Origin of the sequence: Flavobacterium jejuense (assembly GCF_006491595.2) — a bacterium.
GTDB classification, from domain to species: Bacteria; Bacteroidota; Bacteroidia; order Flavobacteriales; family Flavobacteriaceae; genus Flavobacterium; species Flavobacterium jejuense.
This window is the reverse complement of sequence record NZ_VEVQ02000011.1, coordinates 124695-143893: the sequence shown is the minus strand read 5'-3', so window position 1 is coordinate 143893 and position 19199 is coordinate 124695. Positions and strand designations below refer to the sequence as shown.

Here is a 19199-nt window from a genome sequence, read left to right as displayed (position 1 = left end):
TGTCTTTTTGTTACATATAAACCGTTCTTTTTTTATAATAAAAAGTATAAAAAACACTAAAAGGTTGGTTAAAAGGCTTTTATTTTTTTCTGCAACAAAAATAGAACCAAGTTCTTTTAGATTTATATTTTTTTCAACTTTAACTATATTTATATAAAAACTGTAGTTTGTGTTAAGATTTTTATTTAAGCATCGTTCAAAAAAAGTCTTCTTTTAAAAAAAATCAAAAACAAACCTTAAACAAGTTGTACCACAACCTCCAAACAAAACCATAACCAAACTCGAACAAAGCTTATTCAATAATTATATTTGTATAGCTAAAGCAGGATTAGTTTAATAACCTGTATAGCTATTTTAGGACCGGTCTTACTTTATCCTTACTCCATAATAAAGGCATATCAAAAGCATATTAAAGGCATGGATAGTGTATGCTAATAGTATGAAAATAGAATCGTAATCTTAATTTTAACTTGTTAATAAATTTTCATTGCAAAAAGAGAAAAATTAGGTATTTTTACGGAAAATTCATAGATTATGAGCACAGATAAAGACGCAAAATTAAAAGCCTTACAATTAACATTAGATAAATTAGATAAAACCTACGGAAAAGGAACAGTGATGAAAATGGGTGATGCCGCTGTAGAAGAAGTAGAAACCATTTCTTCGGGTTCTTTGGGTCTGGATTTAGCTCTTGGTGTAAATGGGTATCCAAAAGGAAGAATTATTGAAATATACGGTCCTGAATCTTCTGGTAAAACCACTTTAACATTACATGCAATTGCAGAAACTCAAAAAGCAGGTGGAATTGCTGCATTCATTGATGCTGAACATGCTTTTGATCGTTTTTATGCTGAAAAATTAGGGATTGACATAGACAACTTAATTATTTCACAACCTGATAACGGAGAACAAGCCTTAGAAATTGCAGAAAGTTTAATCCGTTCAGGTGCAGTTGATATTGTTGTTATTGACTCAGTGGCTGCTTTAACACCAAAAAGCGAAATTGAAGGAGATATGGGTGATTCCAAAATGGGATTACATGCTCGTTTAATGTCACAAGCACTTCGTAAATTAACAGGAACTATTCACAAAACCAAATGTACCGTTTTCTTTATCAATCAGCTTCGTGATAAAATTGGAGTTATGTTTGGAAGCCCAGAAACTACAACAGGAGGAAACGCTTTAAAATTTTACGCTTCAATTAGAGTAGATATTAGAAGATCTTCTCAAATTAAAGATGGCGAAAATGTAATAGGAAATAGAACGAAAGTAAAAATTGTAAAAAACAAAGTAGCACCTCCTTTTAGAACAGCTGAATTTGACATCATGTATGGTGAAGGTGTCTCTAAAGTAGGAGAAGTATTAGACTTAGCAGTAGAGTTTGAAATTGTTAAAAAAAGTGGCTCTTGGTTTAGCTATGGCGAGACAAAATTAGGACAAGGTAGAGATTCAGTAAAAGCATTAATAAAAGACAATCCAGAACTAATGGATGAACTAGAACTAAAAATAAAAGAAACCATAAAAGCCAATAACGCTTAAAAATAAAAAATCACGAAATATTCGTGATTTTTTATTTTTATACGCAACCATCTTTAAAAATTTGCATCTTTAAAGTAAGACTAAAGACACAAATAATCTTTTTTTCAAGATGATAAAATATAATGACTTAAAAAGGGTAAAATATACAAAATCGCCATTACTAACTTTTTTTACCCAAACAAATGAAAATTCATTAAATAGGAAAATAAACTATTCAGATAATAAAATAAAAACAATACCCTAATAAAAATAAAATTTAGACATATGAAAAAGATACTTTTTTTACTAAGTATATTTTTAGTATTAAACTCATGCAGTATTGATGAAGGAGAAAAATACCATTTTGAATTATTAGCTGTAGAAGAAGCAATTGTGCCAGATAGTTTTGAACTGGATGGGGTTTATGAAATAAAACTAAAATATTACAGACCTTCTAATTGTCATTCCTATGATGGTTTATATTATGACAAATATTTAAACACAAGAACGATTGCTGTTAGAAATGTGGTTTTTGAAAGAGACAATTGTAATCCAATTGATGCTGAACTAGCAGAAGTTTCTTTTGATTTTCATGTTACCAATAATGGTTCTTATATATTTAAATTTTGGCAAGGTACAGATGCTAATGGTGAAGATGTTTATTATGAAGTAGAAGTTCCTGTTATTTGATAAAAAACAGATAAAAATTTTGATAATTGACCAACTCATAAATGATTGTAAGAAAGGAAATACTAAGGCTTTTGAGCAAATATACAGACTACTAAGTCCAAAGATATTTGCAGTTTGTCTTAAGTATTCGAGAAGCTACGAGGAAGCTCAAGACAATTTACAAGAAGGTTTTATTATTTTATATGAAAAAATTAATCAATTTCACTTCAAAGGATCATTTGAAGGTTGGGCAAAAAGAGTGGTTATAAATCATATTCTTCTACAATACAGGAATCAAGGTGTTTTTGAAATTATTTCGGAAAATTTACCAGATAACTCAGAAATAGAAGTAGATGATGAACAAATATCTCTTGATTTTTTAACAAAAATAATTCAAGAGTTGCCAGATAGATATAGACTAGTATTTAATCTTTACGTGATGGATGGATATTCTCACAAAGAAATTGCAGAGATGCTAGAAATTAATATTGGAACATCAAAATCTAACTTAGCAAGAGCTAAAGCTATTTTAAAAAATAAAATTGAAGCAAATAATGATGCTTCAATTCCAAAGACAAAATGAAAGAGAACAAAAACATAGAGCGTTTGTTTCAAGAGAAATTTAAAGACTTTGAGGTAGCTCCTCCTGAAGATTCTTGGAAAACAATCGCTTCAAAAATTGAAGAAAAAAAGAAAAAAAGAAGAGTCATTCCGTTTTGGTTTAAAGCTTCTGGCATTGCCGCTTCACTATTTATAGGCTTATTTTTAATACTAAATTATGAATCAAATACCATTAGCAATAAAACAGAAGAAAAAGTAGTATTCGATAATAGTAAAGAAAAAAATGAATTTGAAAACTTAAATCAACTAGAAACGAATAAAAGTATAGAAAATAAAAATGAAGTAGTTGAAAGTGATAACAGTATTGATTCTAAAAACAAAACTATAAGTAACGAGGATAAATTAGAAAAAATAAACTTAATAAAAAACCAAGAAAAGGATGCCAATTCTAAAAATGAAACTCTAGTTATTAGCACTAAAGAAGACAAACCTTTAGAAACATATAAAAACAAAAAAAGAAGCACTAATCAAAATATACTTGAAAAAGAAAATCAGAATTTGATTAACAAATCAACACTCGTTTCAAATGACAAAGAAAACAATTCTAATAAATCATTAAAATGGAATGATACCAACAAAAATGAGAGCATTATTGTTTCTAAAAATCAACAAAACTCATCTGAAACAAACATTAACGAAAGTACAGCTGAAAAGGCTAATTTGATTAATAAAGAAAAAGTAATTGATGCTTTTTACACAAATAAAACAAATGCAATCTCAGAAAAAAGCAAAAATAATAAACCTGATATAGATAACGAGATAAACCTCAAAAGTAGCATTACTAGAAACAATACTAAAGAAAATAAATTAGACAATAGTATAACAGAAAACAAGTCAGTTGATATAAATAGTTTTAATAAAGAAAATACGACTATTGAAACTACAAACAATAAACCAAATAATATATTAAATATAACTAAATCAAACGATGGTTTTATCAAAGATAGTACTACTGTAGTTGCCGAAGTTGAAACAGAGGTAAATGCTTTAGAACAATTGCTAAAAGAAAAGGAAGAGGGAAAGAATGCTGATGAAAAAGAAAAAGAGAAAAGAAGTAAATGGGTGGTTAGCAGCAATGCTGCACCCGTTTATTTCAATTCAATTTCTAATGGTTCACCTATCGACGAGCAGTTTACAAGTAATCAAAAAAGCTATGCTAAAACATTAAGTTTTGGCTTGGGCTTACAATATGCTATAACAAATAAAATTAGTATTCGTTCAGGAGTTAATTCTATTAACATAAATTACAATACTAATGATGTTTATTACTCTAGTTCACTAGGACAAGTTAATGCTTCTTCCTTAAATATTGCTCAAAACAGTAATGCTCAAAACCTTATTTTAAGAGGCACACCTGAATCAACTGCAACTATTCTATCAACAGATGTAGAAAACTTAAGTGAATCCTCTAACACAGCAAGTCTAAATCAAGAAATGGGATATATAGAAATTCCTTTAGAGTTAAGCTATAAAATTTTAGATAAAAAAATTGGCATCGAATTCATTGGAGGAATGAGTACTTTACTTTTAAACAAAAATAACATTTCTTTAGTTTCAAGAGGATCAGAAATGTCAATTGGTGAAGCAAATAATTTAAACAATATACATTTTAGTAGTAATATCGGTTTGGGTTTTAACTACAATTTTTGGAAATCATTTCAATTAAATGTCCAACCTGTATTCAAATATCAAATCAACACTTTTAATTCTAATTCAGGAAACTTTAAACCCTATATAATTGGTTTATATTCTGGAGTAAGCTTTAAATTTTAACTTTTTTGGTTAAGCTTAAATTTTAGTTAGGTGTTTCATTCTTTTATTAAAAAGGTGAAACTGAAAAAGTCCCAATTTCATGGGACTTTTTTATTTTGTAAATTTTTGTTAGTATAAAATACCTGTTTAATTTTTTACCAAAGCCTCTTTAGACCATTTCTTAACCTCTGCAATTCTACTATTAGCAAAGTCAACTTCATTTAAGGCTGCATCATTCCAAAAAAACCATTTTCCTGTTTTATCTCCTTTTACATATTCACCCATAGCTTGTTTAGAACCATCCTGATTATATGAAACCCATTTTCCATGTAATTTACCATCTAAATAAAATCCTTCTTGCTTAACCTGACCATTATCATAGAAATAAGTAGCTTTAACCATTTGATCTACCACTTCATATTTTGGCTTTACTTCTTGAGCTGTCATCATTCCAGAAACCAATAAAACTGCTGCAATTACTATCTTTTTCATATCTTTTAAATTAATAGGTTAATGATTAGATAACAAATATATAAAATATTTTACATAAAACAAACTTTTACTTAACAATTTGATAACATTGAAATGACGGATAAAAAAATACCAATGCTTATACATTGGTATTTTTTTATCTTTATGTTATAATATTTTATATTACATATTGAAAAACTCTCCTAATGTAGAATCTAAAGCTTTCGAAGATGGTCTATGCGCATCAGCAGAAATTACTTTCCCATCTGGACCTATTAAAATAAATCTAGGTATAGAATTTATTCCAAATGCTTTTATGAAGTCTGAATTCCAATTATTATCAGCAAATAATTGAACACCTCCTAATTGTTTATCATTAACAAATTTTTTCCACTTTTCATGATCTTTTTGTGTATCTACTGAAATACTAACAAAAACGATTTCTTTTCCATGAAACTTCTCTTCTACCTTTTTTAAAAATGGAATTTCTGCTCTACAAGGACCACACCATGTTGCCCAAACATCTATATATACATACTTTCCTTTAAAATCTTCTAATTTGGTTTTCCCTCCTTTATGATTTTCATAATTAAATGATGGACTTACTAATCCATTCATTTTTTGTACCACTTTTTTCTGAGTATAAACCTGACTTAACATCATCGATTCTTGTTGAATCATAGAAGTTAACATTTGTGATAAAGAAGCATCAACTGCTGCTCTTTGTAATTGAGATAAATCGGTTGTTTTCTTTTTATCTAAAACAGACTTAAAAGTAACTTCATCTTCTAAAAACAACAAATCTAAATCTTTTTCAAAAACCTCATCAGTAAGTGCTTTTTGAGCTAAGTAATTATTCTCATTTGATCCATTTCCTTCATATTTAATAGATTCGTCAAACTTTTTTGCATCCATAGTTAATTTTAAATTATAACCATTTTTCAAAAATAGTAAAGTTGTCTCAGATCCGTCAAATAATTGAAACAATCCCTCAGTTGGAATTTCAAAAGCATCTTTAAATTGCCCTCTTTTAGAAAGACGTATAGTTTTTTGAAAACCTTTTGTAGCTAGAACTATTGAATCTGAATTACGATTTGCTATTTTACCCTCAAAAGACACCATTTGAGAAGTTTCCTGAGCATTAACAGATAAAACTGCAAATAAGAATAATATCACCAATTTTTTCATAAGACTTAAATTGAATTAAAAATAAACTTCAAATCTAATAAATTTAAGCGATAAAATTAATATTTGTTATTACTTTTGCATAAATTTTAAGAAAATGTATAGAAGTCATACTTGTGGAGAATTAAATGCTTCACATATAAATACAGAAGTAACATTAGCAGGTTGGGTACAAAAATCAAGAGATAAAGGATTCATGATTTGGGTCGATCTTAGAGATCGATATGGTTTAACTCAATTAATTTTCGATGAAAAAAGAACAGACAAAACTGTATTTGAACAAGCAAAATCTTTAGGTAGAGAATTTGTTATTCAAATTAAAGGTAAGGTTATTGAAAGAGAGTCTAAAAATCCAAACATGCCAACAGGTGAAATTGAAATTTTAGTTTCAGAGTTAACTATCTTAAATGAAGCTATGGTTCCTCCTTTCACTATCGAAGATGAAACGGATGGTGGTGAAGATTTAAGAATGAAATATCGATATTTAGATATTCGTAGAAATCCAGTAAAAAATAATTTACTATTTCGTCATAAAGTAAGCATGGAAGTTCGTAAATATCTTTCAGATAAAGGTTTTTGCGACATAGAAACACCTTACTTAATCAAATCTACTCCAGAAGGTGCTCGTGATTTTGTGGTTCCAAGTAGAATGAATGAAGGTCAATTTTACGCTTTACCACAATCACCTCAAACTTTCAAGCAATTATTGATGGTAGGCGGAATGGATAAGTATTTCCAAATTGTGAAATGTTTCCGCGATGAAGATTTACGTGCTGACCGTCAACCAGAATTTACTCAAATTGACTGTGAAATGGCATTTGTCGAACAAGAAGATATTTTAGATATGTTTGAAGGTTTAACACGTCATTTACTAAAAGAAATAAAAGGAGTTGAAGTAGCAAAATTTCCTAGAATTACTTATGATTATGCTATGAAAACTTATGGAAACGACAAACCAGACATTCGTTTTGAAATGAAATTTGGTGAATTAAATACTGTTGCCAAACATAAAGACTTTGGAGTTTTCAATACCGCTGAATTAGTGGTTGGAATTGCCGCTCCTGGTTGTGCTTCTTATACAAGAAAAGAAATTGATGCTTTAATTGATTGGGTAAAAAGACCTCAAGTTGGAGCTTCTGGAATGGTTTATGTAAAATGTGAAGCTGATGGAACTTTCAAATCTTCAGTAGATAAATTTTATGATCAAGACGATTTAAAAAAATGGGCTGAAGCTACTAATGCTAAAGCGGGTGATTTAATATTAGTACTTTCTGGAAATGCAGACAAAACAAGAACCCAGCTTTCTGCATTACGTATGGAAGTAGCAACTCGTTTAGGATTAAGAAAATCGAATGAATTTGCTCCATTATGGGTAATTGACTTTCCTTTATTAGAATGGGATGAAGAAAGTGGCCGTTATCACGCGATGCACCATCCTTTTACTTCTCCAAAACCAGAAGACATTAAATTAATCGAAACAGAACCCGGAAAAGTAAGAGCCAATGCGTATGATATGGTTTTAAATGGTAATGAAATAGGCGGTGGCTCTATTCGTATACACGATAGAGAATTACAATCTAGAATGTTTGATTTATTAGGTTTTAGCAAAGAAGAAGCACAAGCACAATTTGGTTTCTTAATGAATGCTTTCGAATTTGGAGCTCCTCCTCATGGTGGATTAGCTTTTGGTTTAGACAGATTGGTTTCTATTTTAGGTGGCCAAGAAACGATTCGTGACTTTATTGCTTTCCCTAAAAATAATTCTGGAAGAGATGTTATGATTGATGCTCCTGCAAAAATTGATGAGAAGCAATTAGATGAGTTACATATTAAATTGAAATAATGCTGATGAAAAAATCGCTTTTATTTGTGTTATTAATCGCAAGTTTATTTTTAAATGCGCAAAACGATATTATTGTAAGTATTACTTCTGGTGCGACATTTTCTAATTTAAGAGGGAATACTATTGCAGAACAAAATAATTATGATTTTAATTATGTAGGAGGAATTGACATTGAAAAACCTATTAATACAAATTTTTCATTTGTTACAGGTTTACATTATGACAATAAAAGCTTCAAAAATAAAATTGACGCTGCCTTTTTTTCAAACTCCATGGATCCTTTTGTTTTTAATCAAGGTAAATTAAAAGTAAAACTAACTTTACAATACCTTACATTACCAGTTTTGTTTCGTTACTATCTTGATAAAGAAAAACTATTTTATATTAATTCTGGTCCTTATGTAGGTTTTTTTCTAAATACTACTACTAGAGTGGATGGAGATAAAATAAAAGAAGATAGCAATGATGTATTTAAAAAAGTAGACTTCGGTTGGTCACTAGGAATTGGTAAAAAATTCAAAATAACTGAAAAAAATAACCTTAGTATTGAATTGAGGGACAATTTAGGCTTACTAAATATAAGTGATGTTCCTGTTGAAGGAAATGGAACCGTAAAAACCAATTCTTTCAGTCTAATTTTAGGTTATGAATTTAAACTATAAACTGAAATGAAATACATACTTAGATTCTTACTTATAGCATTTTTTGGTTTGGTAGGTTATGGTTATTTACTTAAGAATTCTGAAAATGCCGAAGGTGATAAATGGATTGGATTAGGTGTTCTTTTACTTTCTTTAGTTTTAATGCCCTTATTTATTTTTCATAGATATAGAAAAAAGAATATTAAAGATTTTGTATTAAAAAACCTACCGAAAGAAGAGGAAAAGTCTGAAAATCAATAATTTTTTTAGTCAAAACCGTGTTTGTTTCACAAATAAGTATATCTTTGACTATTATTAATTATTTTATATTACAACATGCGAACAGGCACAGTTAAATTCTTCAATGAAGAAAAAGGTTACGGTTTCATCACTGATGAAGAAACAGGAAAAGACATTTTCGTACACGCAAGTGGAATGAGAGTTGAGTCCTTAACTCAAGGAGAGAGAGTAAATTACGAAGAAGAAGAAGGAAGAAAAGGTAAAGTAGCTGCTCAAGTAGTAGTTATCGAAGACTAATATATAATTATTTTTTGATTACCTAGAAAGATTAAAAGTCCTGCAATTGCAGGACTTTTTTTATAACCATTTCTTTTCTTTATCTGTAGCATCTAAAACACCTATCTCTAAAGCCAATTTAAAATGATCTGCTACCTCAAACGCTTTTTTCTTATCATTCGTTTTATAAAAAGTCATATGTTTATTCCTATTATAAAATAAGTTGACCAAAATAACATCATATTTCTGAGTGGTTTCTGCTGTTACTACTCTAACCGTTTGATTTTCTTTTGTCTTAAATACAGATATATATTCAAAATTTGGAATGGGTTTCCAACTTCCTATTTTAACTCCAAACAATGAATTAAAAGTCCTAAATGTTTTTGCTGATAAATTAATTTCCGATCCTTCAGCTACATTAAGTCCTAAACCAATTATAATAAATATCAAAGACATTAAACTTCCTGTTATTAAAAACGTAATAATACCTAAAACAGCTAATACTACACCAAAAAAACGCTTAACAAAAGAAATACTCTTTTTATAACTAATTATTGAATCCATATTTTACTTTGAAATTAAGATACTTACCGCATTTCCTCCAAAACCAACAGCATTAATTACTACTTTATTAATTTTTTTTGGTTTTTCTTGTTGATAAAAAGGAATTGAAATAGCTTCATGATTTTGAATCATTAAAAGTCCTAGTTCTAAACTTAATATTCCAGAAGCACCAAAAGTATGTCCTATTTTCCATTTATTTGTAGTTAGAAAAGGAAGCTTACTACCAAATACTTTTTTGATAGCATTCAATTCTGATAAATCTCCTTTTATGGTTCCCGGTGCATGCATTACAATAGCATCAACTTCTTCTAAAGTTGTATTTTGCAAAGCCATCCTCATCGATTTTTGAAAACAATCGGCTTCTGTTGAAATAGAAATATTGTGTTTTAAAATTTCTGTAGCATAACCCATTCCTTCAATATAGGCTAAAGCATTTTCGTTTTTACCTATTTCTAAAGCAATAACACTAGCACCTTCACCCAACACCATAGTATTCTGTTTTTTATCCAAATCAAAGGCTTTACAAGGATAATTATCTTGTTGTTTGGAATATATATTCAAAGCTTGCATTTGAGCAATCGTAAAAGGAGTTAAAGGTGCTTCAGAACCTCCAACTAGAAATTTATCAACCATTCCTGCATGCATCCAAGCCACTCCATTTAATAAAGCATGTAAAGAAGTTGAGCAAGTTATCGAATGCGAAATTTCTGGACCTGTGCTTTGTAAATCATTGGCTACCCAACTCGAAATATTTCCTAATGTTGTTGTGGGCGAGGCTAAAGTACTTACTGTATTAGTATTTATAAATTCAGAGTGGTATTTTTCAAATAATTCAGTAGCACCTCTAGATGAGCCTATGTTAATTCCAAAAGTATCTTGGTTTGTCCAGCCTGCTTTTTGAGCTACTTGTCGTGACACATACATCGCATACAAAACCGATTTATCTAAATTACGATATTTAGCATCAGAAGTTTGTAATTTTTGAATTTCTAAAGTTATTTCACTTGGCAAACTTGCTGTCCAGATTTCATGTTGACCAATGCTTCTTTTAGCAATTGCTGTTTTGTTATTTAGATAACTTTTCCAAATTTCTTCTATAGTATTTCCTAAAGCAGAAATTGAAGCTATGGCAGTTATGGCAATTTTTTGTTTCAAAAGGTATATGGTTTTTCAAATAGCCCTGATGGTAACGGCATCCTTTTATAACCTGTAAGGTTTTAAAAGATAAAGTGAACAGCAGGAAAATGGACTACAAATATACCGAGACATTCGCTCCCAACAAAATTAAATACTAGCTAATGCTTTTTCTATGGTTGTATAGATTTTTTCGAGTTGCACATCAGTAATAATATAAGGTGGCAAAATATAGATAATGTTACCAACAGGTCTCATGATTACACCATTTTCAATGAAAAAGCTATATAATTTGTTTCGTAATGGTCCATAATAATCGTGTTCGCCTTCCAATTTTATTTCTAAAGCAAAAATAACTCCTAAAACTCTTGTAGAAGCCACTTTATGATGCGTCTTAATACGTTCTGCAAAAGCAAGATGTTGTTGATGCACTTGATTGATATTCTCTTGCATTTCTTCGGTTTCCAAAAGTTGGATTGCAGCTAAAGCTGCTGCACAACCTGTTGGGTTTGCTGTAAAAGTATGTCCGTGAAACAAAGCTTTATTAGTGTCATCATCATAAAAACCATCATAAATCTCTTTTGTAAAACTAGTGATAGCCATAGGAATAGTTCCTCCTGTAAGTGCTTTTGACAAGCACATCATATCGGGTTGTTGTTCTAAGTAATCACAAGCAAAGTTTTTTCCTGTTTTACCAAAACCTGTCATTACTTCGTCTGCAATAGTAAATACTTGGTGTTTTTTTGCAATGGCAATTAATTGATCTAAAACAGTTGCTGAATACATGACCATTCCTGCTGCTCCTTGCACTAAAGGTTCAAATATAAAAGCTACATATTCTTCGGTTTTAACCAAATCTTCTAATGCCTTGATTGCTTTTTCTTCGTTCCCAACAGTTGGAACAGGAATACGAACGACTTCTAATAAAGAACCTTGAAATGCATCGGTAAAAAAAGAAATCCCACTAGCAGCCATAGCACCGAAAGTATCTCCATGGAAGGCATTTTCAAAAGCAATAATTTTGGTTCGTTTTTCTCCTTTGTTATAGAAATATTGTAAGGCACATTTTAGAGCTACTTCAACAGCTGTTGAACCATTATCAGAATAAAAAAACTTTTTTTGACTTGATGGCAGAATTTGGCTTAATTTCTCTGATAATTGAATTACTGGTTCATGCGTAAAACCTCCAAAGAGTACATGCTCCAATTGTGTCAGTTGAGCATAAATAGCCTTTGCTATAAAGGTGTTTGAGTGTCCAAAAGGATTTACCCACCAACTCGCAATAGCGTCTACATACTCTTTACCGTGTTCGTCCCAAAGCAAAGCTCCTTGACCTTTTATGATTACTGGATGAGGGAAAGCCGTTTTATGTTGTGTATAAGGATGCCAATTGTATAGTGTGTCTTTTTCTGAAAGTGTCATTTTGAAGTTAGAATTTAGAAATCAGCAGTTAAAATTGTGTGAAATACAAAGATAAAGGTCTATTTTATTTTCCCTTTACTCTTTCTTCTTTTATTTAATTTTTAAAAGATTTTCTCTGAATCGATCAGCATAATAACAAATTACATTTTTATCGAAATAAGGTTCGTTTTCTATTCTTCCTAAAAATAACAAACCTGTTTTGGAAAGAATGATTTCTTCTGTAGCTTTGTTTTCGTCTCCATTGAAAATAATACCCGCAATAGTAATTTTCTTGTTTTGCAAGGCTTCAATTGTTAGTAAAGTATGGTTGATACTTCCTAAATAGTGTCTTGAAATTACAATAACTTTATAATCGGGTTGGATTAAATCGATAATGGTATCTTTTTCATTTAAGGGAACCAATAAACCTCCAGCTCCTTCAATTACTAAGTGGTTTTTAGTTTTTGGTTCTTTTATTTTTTTTAAATCAATTGTTAGATTATCTAATTCCGCAGCCAAATGAGGACTCGCAGGTGTGTTTAAAGCATAACTATTTTCATGAAAAATAGTTTTAGTGTTTGAAATGTATTTTTGAACTTTATGTGTATCCGAGTTTTGTAAATCTCCTGCTTGAATGGGTTTCCAATAATCTGCTTCTAAAGCTTCTGTAATAATAGCTGATGCAATGGTTTTACCAACATCAGTTCCTATTCCGGTTATAAATAGTTTCATACTCTTTTCGTTTTAAATACAAAGGTCGCAAAGAATCGGCAAAGAGCATTAAGGTTTTATGAAGTTTATTTGAGAATGTCTCCTAAAAGTTCTAAGCTCTTTTTGATTTCGTCTTTAGAATTGTATGAATGCAAACAAAAACGAAGACGTTCTTGACCCACTAAAACCGTTGGAGAAAGAATGGGTTTTACATCAAATCCTTTTTCGTAAAGAAGAGAAGAAACTTGTTTTACTTTTTCATTTCCTGAAATAACAATTGATTTTATAGCAGAGGAATTAAATAATGAAAGCTCCAAATTGGCAGTTAAGTCATTGAAAAAATTGGAATTGTCTTTTAGTTTTTGAATTAAATTTTGGCTTTTAGCCAATTCTTGATAAGCTACTAAAATAGTTGCAACCGAATGAGGTGAGAGTGCTGTTGTATAAATTAAACTTCTAGAAAAATTCACCAAATAGGATTTCAAATCTTCACTTCCCAAAATAGCAGCTCCATGACACCCTAATCCTTTCCCAAAAGTCATGATTCTTGCAAAAATTTTATCATGTAATTGTAAACTTTGAACAACTCCTTCTCCATTAGTTCCAAAAACTCCTAAAGCATGAGCTTCATCAATAACCAAATACGCCTTATAATTTTCTGAAAGTTGCACCAATTTTTCTAAATCTGGTGAATCTCCATCCATTGAAAAGACAGATTCAGTAACAATGTAAATTTGAGTAAAATCAGTTTGAATGCGTTGCACTACTTTCTCTAAATCTTCTAAATCATTGTGTTTGAATTTATAAGCTTTAGCCAGACTCATTTGGATACCATCACGAATTGAAGCATGACTCAATTCGTCATACAAAATAACATCATTCCGTTGGGGAACCGAACTAAAAAAACCTACATTGGCATCATAACCAGAATTAAAAATCAATGCACTTTCCGATTGATGAAATTGTGAAATATACGTTTCGGTTTCAAAATATAGCTCATGATTTCCTGAAAGCAATCGAGAACCAGTAGCACCGTTTTGAAATAGTTTTCGATCAACTAAAAATTGGTGAACGCTTTTAAAAATAATCTCATTTCTTGAAAAACCTAAATAATCATTGGAAGCAAAATCTATTAAACTGTGCTGTTTTTTTAATATTCGTAAAGCATTATCTTCTTTACGAGTATTTAATTTTTCTTGTAATGATTTTGGGAATTTCATAACTCAAAAATAAGAAAGTCTTACAAATTGCAAGACTTTCTTATTTATATAATTTTCAAAAATTTAAAATAAATATTTTTTATAAATGACTTGATTGTTTTCAAGAGTAATTCTAATAAATAAAGTAGTATTTGACTTAACTAAAGTATTTACTTCACATTTTTGCGAATTAACATTTCTTTTCTCTGTAAGTTCTCTTCCTAAAACGTCATAAATTACAATATCTTTTATTTTTTCATTCTTTGATTCAATATCTAATTGATCTATTCCACTGACTATTATGGCATTAGAACTTATATCAAAATTTGTATTAGAGAGTATTGAATTTGTAAATTTTAATAAAAATCTATCATTAATTTGATTTACTTCTGAATAAAAAGTGTACGGTTGGTTAGAAATATCTGTAATTGTATGCAACTGTAAATCTTCTACAAAAACTTGTTTGTCACTAAAAAGACCATCAACAGCATGAATTGAAATACTATAATTGCCAGCTATTGGGATATTTATCCCTAAAGGAATAATGTCTTCTTCTGAAAATGGTAATCCGAATCCTTGAATTAACATTTTATCATTACCAATAAACGAATATATCCTTTGTTGATTAAAATCTACTTTGGTAAAAGCATCATATAGCCTATCTTTTGAATTAGTAGCTCCTTCCACATAGCCTATTAAGGTTCGGTCTGAAATAGCAGCATCATTTGATAAATCTAACCATATTCTACTTTTTTCATCTGAACTAGTATTCGCTCTATAAAACTGACTATTTAAATAAGTTTCACTTCTTAATGAGTTATTAAATTCAATATTGTCTGTAGTTGTTGCCCCATCATTCATAAGAACCATGAAACCTTGACCACCTGCTATATATCCATTAAAGCCAGATGGACCGCTTACTGTACCTGTTCCATTATAAACAATAAAATCTGTAACGGAATAATTAGAAGCATAATTCCCATAAAATGGATTTGAATTAGCTCCAGTTGGCAATGTTCCGTGAGTCCAAATTCTAACTGCACCTTCAATTTTTGTACTATTTAAGTTTAAAAAATCCAGAGCATTTATTGAAGAAGGATATGGATTTCCAATTAAGTTCCAATTATCATCAAATCTAGTAATGGTAACCGTGTTTGCCCCTGTATAATCAGTTCCTGTATAATTTCCTCTTGAGATTGGAATTGAAATAATTCCGTTATTAGGTGCTCCGTTCTCGAATACTACTGTAAAATCTTGAGCAGTATTTGTAAAAGTACTTGGTCCTCTTACAATATAACCTAATCCAGGAGTCATAATTTCTGATGGAGTATTTATCCAATATCCTTGAGCTCCATTTGGATTAGCAAAAACAGGATCCCATTTAAATATTTTCCCAGCAGGTGTTAAAGGAGAAATAGCATCTACATTAAAATTCTTAATTGGTGATGACCAAAAGACATAATCTTGTAAGCGTATATTTGCAACTCTTTCGTAAGAAATAGACCCAACATTTGCGTCTATATCATTAATTTGTATTAGAGAACCATTATTTTTAACATTTAAGGTTCCATTGTTAACAACCTCATTATTAACTACTATATAGTCTGAATCATCAATATTTAATACAAAACCTGAATTAACTAATAAATTACAACATGAAAAACTAGAATTTAAATTTGTATTATAATCTCCATTAATAACTACTGGTGTTGTAATAGTTGGTGTTCCATCTGACCAAACCAAACCATTCCATGTTGTCGTGTTTGAGCATTTAGGTGTTAACTGAATATCATCTATGGCTATATCAGAAGCGAAACCATTTCCTGTAATTCCTCTTAATCTTATTTTTATTGTCTTCCCAATATAAGGTACTAAATCTACACTCGCAATATTCCAAATATTACCCAAATCACCTGAAAAAGCTGTAACTATATCCTCTTGCCATAAACCATCTTCAAAGATATCAAGATGTAAACTACCTACATTAGTTCCATACATATGATAAGCAAATTTAAAATCATAACCTTGATCGATGATCATACATTGACTTTCCAAAATACCAGTCTGAGTACTACAAGAAGATGCTTCTAGATAAACGTAATTTCCAGTAGCTGTTCCAGGATTAAAATCTATACTTGGTCCTGTACCAGTAGATGGAGTTCCTCCTTCGTCTACTCTCCAGTCTATATTATCATCTGTCCCATTTACTAAATTAGTCCAAAATCCTGATAACCCACATATTGTTGTTCCACAATCACTAGTTGTAGGACACAAAGTTTCTCCTTCAAAATCTTCATTAAAAGCAATTGCTACAGTTCCAGCAGTAACTTCTATGTAGGAAATCTTTGTATTAGTATTAGATCCATTCGAATTTGTAGCAGTTAATTCAACAGTATAAAATCCAGCATTTGTAAATCTAACTTCTGGGTTTTGTGAAGTTGCTGATGTTCCATTTACATATGTAACAGTTGCAGGTGATATTGCCCAAGTCCATGAAGTGGGTAAAAAATCAGAATTATCAGTTAAAATAAAATCTGTTCCTGTACAACCATTAGTTGTATTTGCTTCAAAACAAGCTGTTGGAGCTACATTCCCAGGATCTTTCAAATCACTAACCCACAAACCTTGACCATAAGTAGCTGCAAACAAACTACTTTTGCATTCTGCTGTATTATTATAAATTTCTAATTCCGTAATCTCTAAATTAGCTAAACCGTCTGAATAGGATACCCAATCTGATAAATTGGAATCTTTATAATAAACACCTACATCCATTCCTACATACATAGCTTCCACAGTACTTGACGGATCAATTACTATAGTATTTAAAGAAATATTAGGTAAAGTTCCTGAAATATTTGTCCAATTCATACCTGCATCTATAGACTCATAGATATCATTCCCTAATGCTATAAATAAATGATTAGAGTCTACTGGATCAATTTCAATATCTTTAGGAGTAGAGCTTACTGGTAAATTAGCTGTTAAGTTTGTCCATGAAGGAGAGCCAGCTAAAGCATTAGTTGTTGAATAAAACCTATCTGAAGCATTTCTAGAAACATACATTACACTACTATTAGAAGGTGCTATTGCTAAATCTACTATATTTGATGTGCCACCAAAGCTAGATATTTGATCCCAAGTTATAGCATTTGAAGCAGGTGTTTTAACATCATTTGATCTCCAAATATTATCATACCCTACAAACATTCTTGAAGAATTATTAGGATCCAGTTTATATGGTGTAACCCAACCTCCTGTTTCTGTAATTCCATTTGTACCATTATCCGCAATTGTTGAAAAAGTAGCTCCTCCATTAGTAGATCTTCTAATATCTCCATAATACAAAGCCCCATACATGTAACTCTCATCTGTAGGATCTATAATGCATTCCATACCATCTCCACCTATTTCAGTAGTAAACACACCAGTTCTATTGACAGAGGTTCCATTGTCTTGATACCCATTTATAACTGTATTTCCAACCGTTTGTGAAACTCCTATTTTGTAAACTTGAGCTATTGCTAGACCACTACTGATATCATTCCAATTAGAGCCACTATCTGTAGTAAAGTATATTCCTCCATCATTTCCATTATACAAATCATTTGTATGAGGAGAAAATTCCAAAGCATGTTGATCTGCATGAACACCATCAATTGATCCACTAGGTCCTACCCAGTAAGAAGCGCATGTCATTGTTGCACCTCCATCTGTAGATTTCCAAAGATTTACACCACCTGTATAAATAATATTGGCATCAGCAGGGTCAGCTGCAATAACTAAATCATACCAAGCCTGACTAGCAGTATCTAATCCATTTGTTGCATATCCTAAAATATTAGGCGATGTTGTTCTTGTTGCAAAATTATCACCACTATCAATTGATCGACTAATTTCAATTAATCCATTCCCACCACCAGCTAATAAATAAACCCAGTTAGGTTGATTTACCGATACAGCTAAAGCGATTCTTTGAGAACCCGTTGGTACACCATTTGTTATCTGAGTAAAAGTTACTCCTCCATCTGTAGATTTATGAAATCTAGTTCCAGAAACATATACAATATTTGAATTTGTTGGATGGAAAGCTATATCCTTAGGATTATTCCCTAACGATGCGGAAGCAGTCCAACTTACACCTCCATTAACTGTCCTGTAAATTACCTGATTTGAACTCGCTGCTAACATAATATTAGGATTAGAAGGATCCATCAATAGTTCATTAATAGTTCTATTTCCCATACCCGAATTACGAGGATTCCAAGTAACACCTCCATCAGTACTAATCCAAACACCATATCCTGGAGCATCACCACTATCTCTATCTCCTGTTCCTATATAAATAATATCAGGGTTTGATGGATTAATTACTATTGATGAGACACCTAAACGAGTTAATCCATTTGAGAATTCAGTCCAAGTTGTACCATTATCTGTTGATTTCCAAAATCCACCCGAGGGAGCTCCTACATATATTGTATTTGGATCACTTGGATGAAAAGCAATACTACTCACCCTTCCATTTCCATTTAACTGACCAGTACCATTGCTTGGTGAAGCAACAGGGCCTGTAATTGACCAATTCCCTGATCCTGCAACATATCTATTAGTAAAATTAGATCTTGAATTTCTATATTTTTGAATTTCTTCTAAAACACTACCCTCTCTAGGAAAATTGCCATTTTCATCAACTCTTTTTTCCCAATAATACTCCCATCTTTTAAATTGTTTAATTCCTTTCCCTTTAGGAATCTTTTTTGAATCTCTTATGTTTTGATTATAGTATAAATCAAAATCATTTTGAATTACATGAAAGCTAACATTCTTATTATGCATCCATTCTTGCCAATTATTTTGGGAAAAAGAAAAACAATAATAAAAAAACATGGTTAATAATAGTAGTTTTTTCATTCTCTGTATGTCTATTTGTAAAAAGGCAAATATTATAAAAAAAAATAAGCCTTACAAATT

Annotated in this window: 16 protein-coding genes; 8 read left to right on the top strand and 8 right to left on the bottom strand. The window is 30.6% G+C overall.

All coding sequences use genetic code 11. The features are described from left to right. Positions 1 to 534 precede the first annotated feature (534 nt). The 4 genes from recA to FIA58_RS15990 all read left to right on the top strand — a co-directional run bounded on the left by recA (position 535) and on the right by FIA58_RS15990 (position 4581). Positions 535 to 1539 carry a recombinase RecA gene (gene recA / locus FIA58_RS16005; protein ID WP_140963625.1) on the top strand — a complete coding sequence of 335 codons (1005 nt, stop codon included), beginning with the start codon at positions 535 to 537 and terminating at the stop codon, positions 1537 to 1539. Positions 1540 to 1803: 264 nt separating this feature from the next. Beyond that, the gene (locus FIA58_RS16000) at positions 1804 to 2208 is read left to right on the top strand and encodes a hypothetical protein (protein ID WP_140963623.1); all 405 of its coding nucleotides are present in this window, start codon (positions 1804 to 1806) and stop codon (positions 2206 to 2208) included. A 19-nt stretch (positions 2209 to 2227) separates the two neighbouring features. Continuing rightward, on the top strand, positions 2228 to 2770 hold the full coding sequence (locus FIA58_RS15995) for an RNA polymerase sigma factor (RefSeq protein ID WP_140963620.1): 543 nt from the start codon (positions 2228 to 2230) through the stop codon (positions 2768 to 2770). Next, the gene (locus FIA58_RS15990; protein WP_140963618.1) at positions 2767 to 4581 is read left to right on the top strand and encodes a hypothetical protein; all 1815 of its coding nucleotides are present in this window, start codon (positions 2767 to 2769) and stop codon (positions 4579 to 4581) included. The genes FIA58_RS15995 and FIA58_RS15990 overlap by 4 nt, the downstream gene beginning before the upstream one ends. Before the next feature lie 126 nt (positions 4582 to 4707). On the opposite strand, the gene FIA58_RS15985 is transcribed toward FIA58_RS15990, so the two are convergent. Then, positions 4708 to 5052, bottom strand: coding sequence for a toxin-antitoxin system YwqK family antitoxin (locus tag FIA58_RS15985; RefSeq protein ID WP_140963616.1), 345 nt, complete (start codon positions 5050 to 5052; stop codon positions 4708 to 4710). Between the two features lie 162 nt (positions 5053 to 5214). Next, positions 5215 to 6219: a TlpA family protein disulfide reductase gene (locus FIA58_RS15980; protein ID WP_140963613.1), complete on the bottom strand. Its 1005-nt coding sequence runs from the start codon at positions 6217 to 6219 to the stop codon at positions 5215 to 5217. Between the two features lie 94 nt (positions 6220 to 6313). Between FIA58_RS15980 and aspS the strand changes: the two genes are divergently transcribed. From aspS to FIA58_RS15960, 4 genes are all read left to right on the top strand, one after another. After that, positions 6314 to 8059, top strand: coding sequence for an aspartate--tRNA ligase (gene aspS / locus FIA58_RS15975; RefSeq protein ID WP_140963611.1), 1746 nt, complete (start codon positions 6314 to 6316; stop codon positions 8057 to 8059). Between the two features lie 5 nt (positions 8060 to 8064). Further along, a complete protein-coding gene (locus FIA58_RS15970) occupies positions 8065 to 8721 on the top strand; it encodes a porin family protein (RefSeq protein ID WP_165928935.1) in 657 nt (218 codons plus the stop codon). Positions 8722 to 8727: 6 nt separating this feature from the next. Then, positions 8728 to 8961 carry a hypothetical protein gene (locus FIA58_RS15965; RefSeq protein WP_140963605.1) on the top strand — a complete coding sequence of 78 codons (234 nt, stop codon included), beginning with the start codon at positions 8728 to 8730 and terminating at the stop codon, positions 8959 to 8961. A gap of 75 nt (positions 8962 to 9036) precedes the next feature. Beyond that, the gene (locus FIA58_RS15960; RefSeq protein WP_045969567.1) at positions 9037 to 9237 is read left to right on the top strand and encodes a cold-shock protein; all 201 of its coding nucleotides are present in this window, start codon (positions 9037 to 9039) and stop codon (positions 9235 to 9237) included. A gap of 60 nt (positions 9238 to 9297) precedes the next feature. Here the strand turns inward: FIA58_RS15960 and FIA58_RS15955 are convergent, their stop codons facing one another. From FIA58_RS15955 to FIA58_RS15930, 6 genes are all read right to left on the bottom strand, one after another. Further along, the gene (locus FIA58_RS15955) at positions 9298 to 9780 is read right to left on the bottom strand and encodes a hypothetical protein (protein WP_140963602.1); all 483 of its coding nucleotides are present in this window, start codon (positions 9778 to 9780) and stop codon (positions 9298 to 9300) included. 3 nt (positions 9781 to 9783) lie between these two features. Continuing rightward, the gene (locus FIA58_RS15950) at positions 9784 to 10935 is read right to left on the bottom strand and encodes a beta-ketoacyl synthase N-terminal-like domain-containing protein (RefSeq protein ID WP_140963600.1); all 1152 of its coding nucleotides are present in this window, start codon (positions 10933 to 10935) and stop codon (positions 9784 to 9786) included. A gap of 129 nt (positions 10936 to 11064) precedes the next feature. After that, positions 11065 to 12336, bottom strand: a complete 1272-nt coding sequence (gene bioA / locus FIA58_RS15945; RefSeq protein ID WP_140963597.1) for an adenosylmethionine--8-amino-7-oxononanoate transaminase — start codon at positions 12334 to 12336, stop codon at positions 11065 to 11067. 90 nt (positions 12337 to 12426) lie between these two features. Beyond that, positions 12427 to 13047, bottom strand: coding sequence for a dethiobiotin synthase (bioD, locus tag FIA58_RS15940; protein ID WP_140963594.1), 621 nt, complete (start codon positions 13045 to 13047; stop codon positions 12427 to 12429). A 65-nt stretch (positions 13048 to 13112) separates the two neighbouring features. Then, positions 13113 to 14246 carry an aminotransferase class I/II-fold pyridoxal phosphate-dependent enzyme gene (locus FIA58_RS15935; protein WP_140963592.1) on the bottom strand — a complete coding sequence of 378 codons (1134 nt, stop codon included), beginning with the start codon at positions 14244 to 14246 and terminating at the stop codon, positions 13113 to 13115. Positions 14247 to 14309: 63 nt separating this feature from the next. Then, positions 14310 to 19139: a VPS10 domain-containing protein gene (locus FIA58_RS15930; RefSeq protein ID WP_140963589.1), complete on the bottom strand. Its 4830-nt coding sequence runs from the start codon at positions 19137 to 19139 to the stop codon at positions 14310 to 14312. Positions 19140 to 19199: the final 60 nt, after the last annotated feature.

Excerpts from the sequence above, each read along its gene's own strand:
- FIA58_RS15980 (WP_140963613.1), bottom strand. The coding sequence starts at position 6,219 with ATGAAAAAATTGGTGATATTATTCTTATTTGCAGTTTTATCTGTTAAT.
- FIA58_RS15960 (WP_045969567.1), top strand. The coding sequence starts at position 9,037 with ATGCGAACAGGCACAGTTAAATTCTTCAATGAAGAAAAAGGTTACGGT.
- FIA58_RS16000 (WP_140963623.1), top strand. The coding sequence starts at position 1,804 with ATGAAAAAGATACTTTTTTTACTAAGTATATTTTTAGTATTAAACTCA.
- FIA58_RS15970 (WP_165928935.1), top strand. The coding sequence starts at position 8,065 with ATGAAAAAATCGCTTTTATTTGTGTTATTAATCGCAAGTTTATTTTTA.
- bioA (WP_140963597.1), bottom strand. The coding sequence starts at position 12,336 with ATGACACTTTCAGAAAAAGACACACTATACAATTGGCATCCTTATACA.
- FIA58_RS15955 (WP_140963602.1), bottom strand. The coding sequence starts at position 9,780 with ATGGATTCAATAATTAGTTATAAAAAGAGTATTTCTTTTGTTAAGCGT.
- recA (WP_140963625.1), top strand. The coding sequence starts at position 535 with ATGAGCACAGATAAAGACGCAAAATTAAAAGCCTTACAATTAACATTA.
- FIA58_RS15930 (WP_140963589.1), bottom strand. The coding sequence starts at position 19,139 with ATGAAAAAACTACTATTATTAACCATGTTTTTTTATTATTGTTTTTCT.
- FIA58_RS15965 (WP_140963605.1), top strand. The coding sequence starts at position 8,728 with ATGAAATACATACTTAGATTCTTACTTATAGCATTTTTTGGTTTGGTA.
- aspS (WP_140963611.1), top strand. The coding sequence starts at position 6,314 with ATGTATAGAAGTCATACTTGTGGAGAATTAAATGCTTCACATATAAAT.
- FIA58_RS15990 (WP_140963618.1), top strand. The coding sequence starts at position 2,767 with ATGAAAGAGAACAAAAACATAGAGCGTTTGTTTCAAGAGAAATTTAAA.
- bioD (WP_140963594.1), bottom strand. The coding sequence starts at position 13,047 with ATGAAACTATTTATAACCGGAATAGGAACTGATGTTGGTAAAACCATT.
- FIA58_RS15985 (WP_140963616.1), bottom strand. The coding sequence starts at position 5,052 with ATGAAAAAGATAGTAATTGCAGCAGTTTTATTGGTTTCTGGAATGATG.
- FIA58_RS15935 (WP_140963592.1), bottom strand. The coding sequence starts at position 14,246 with ATGAAATTCCCAAAATCATTACAAGAAAAATTAAATACTCGTAAAGAA.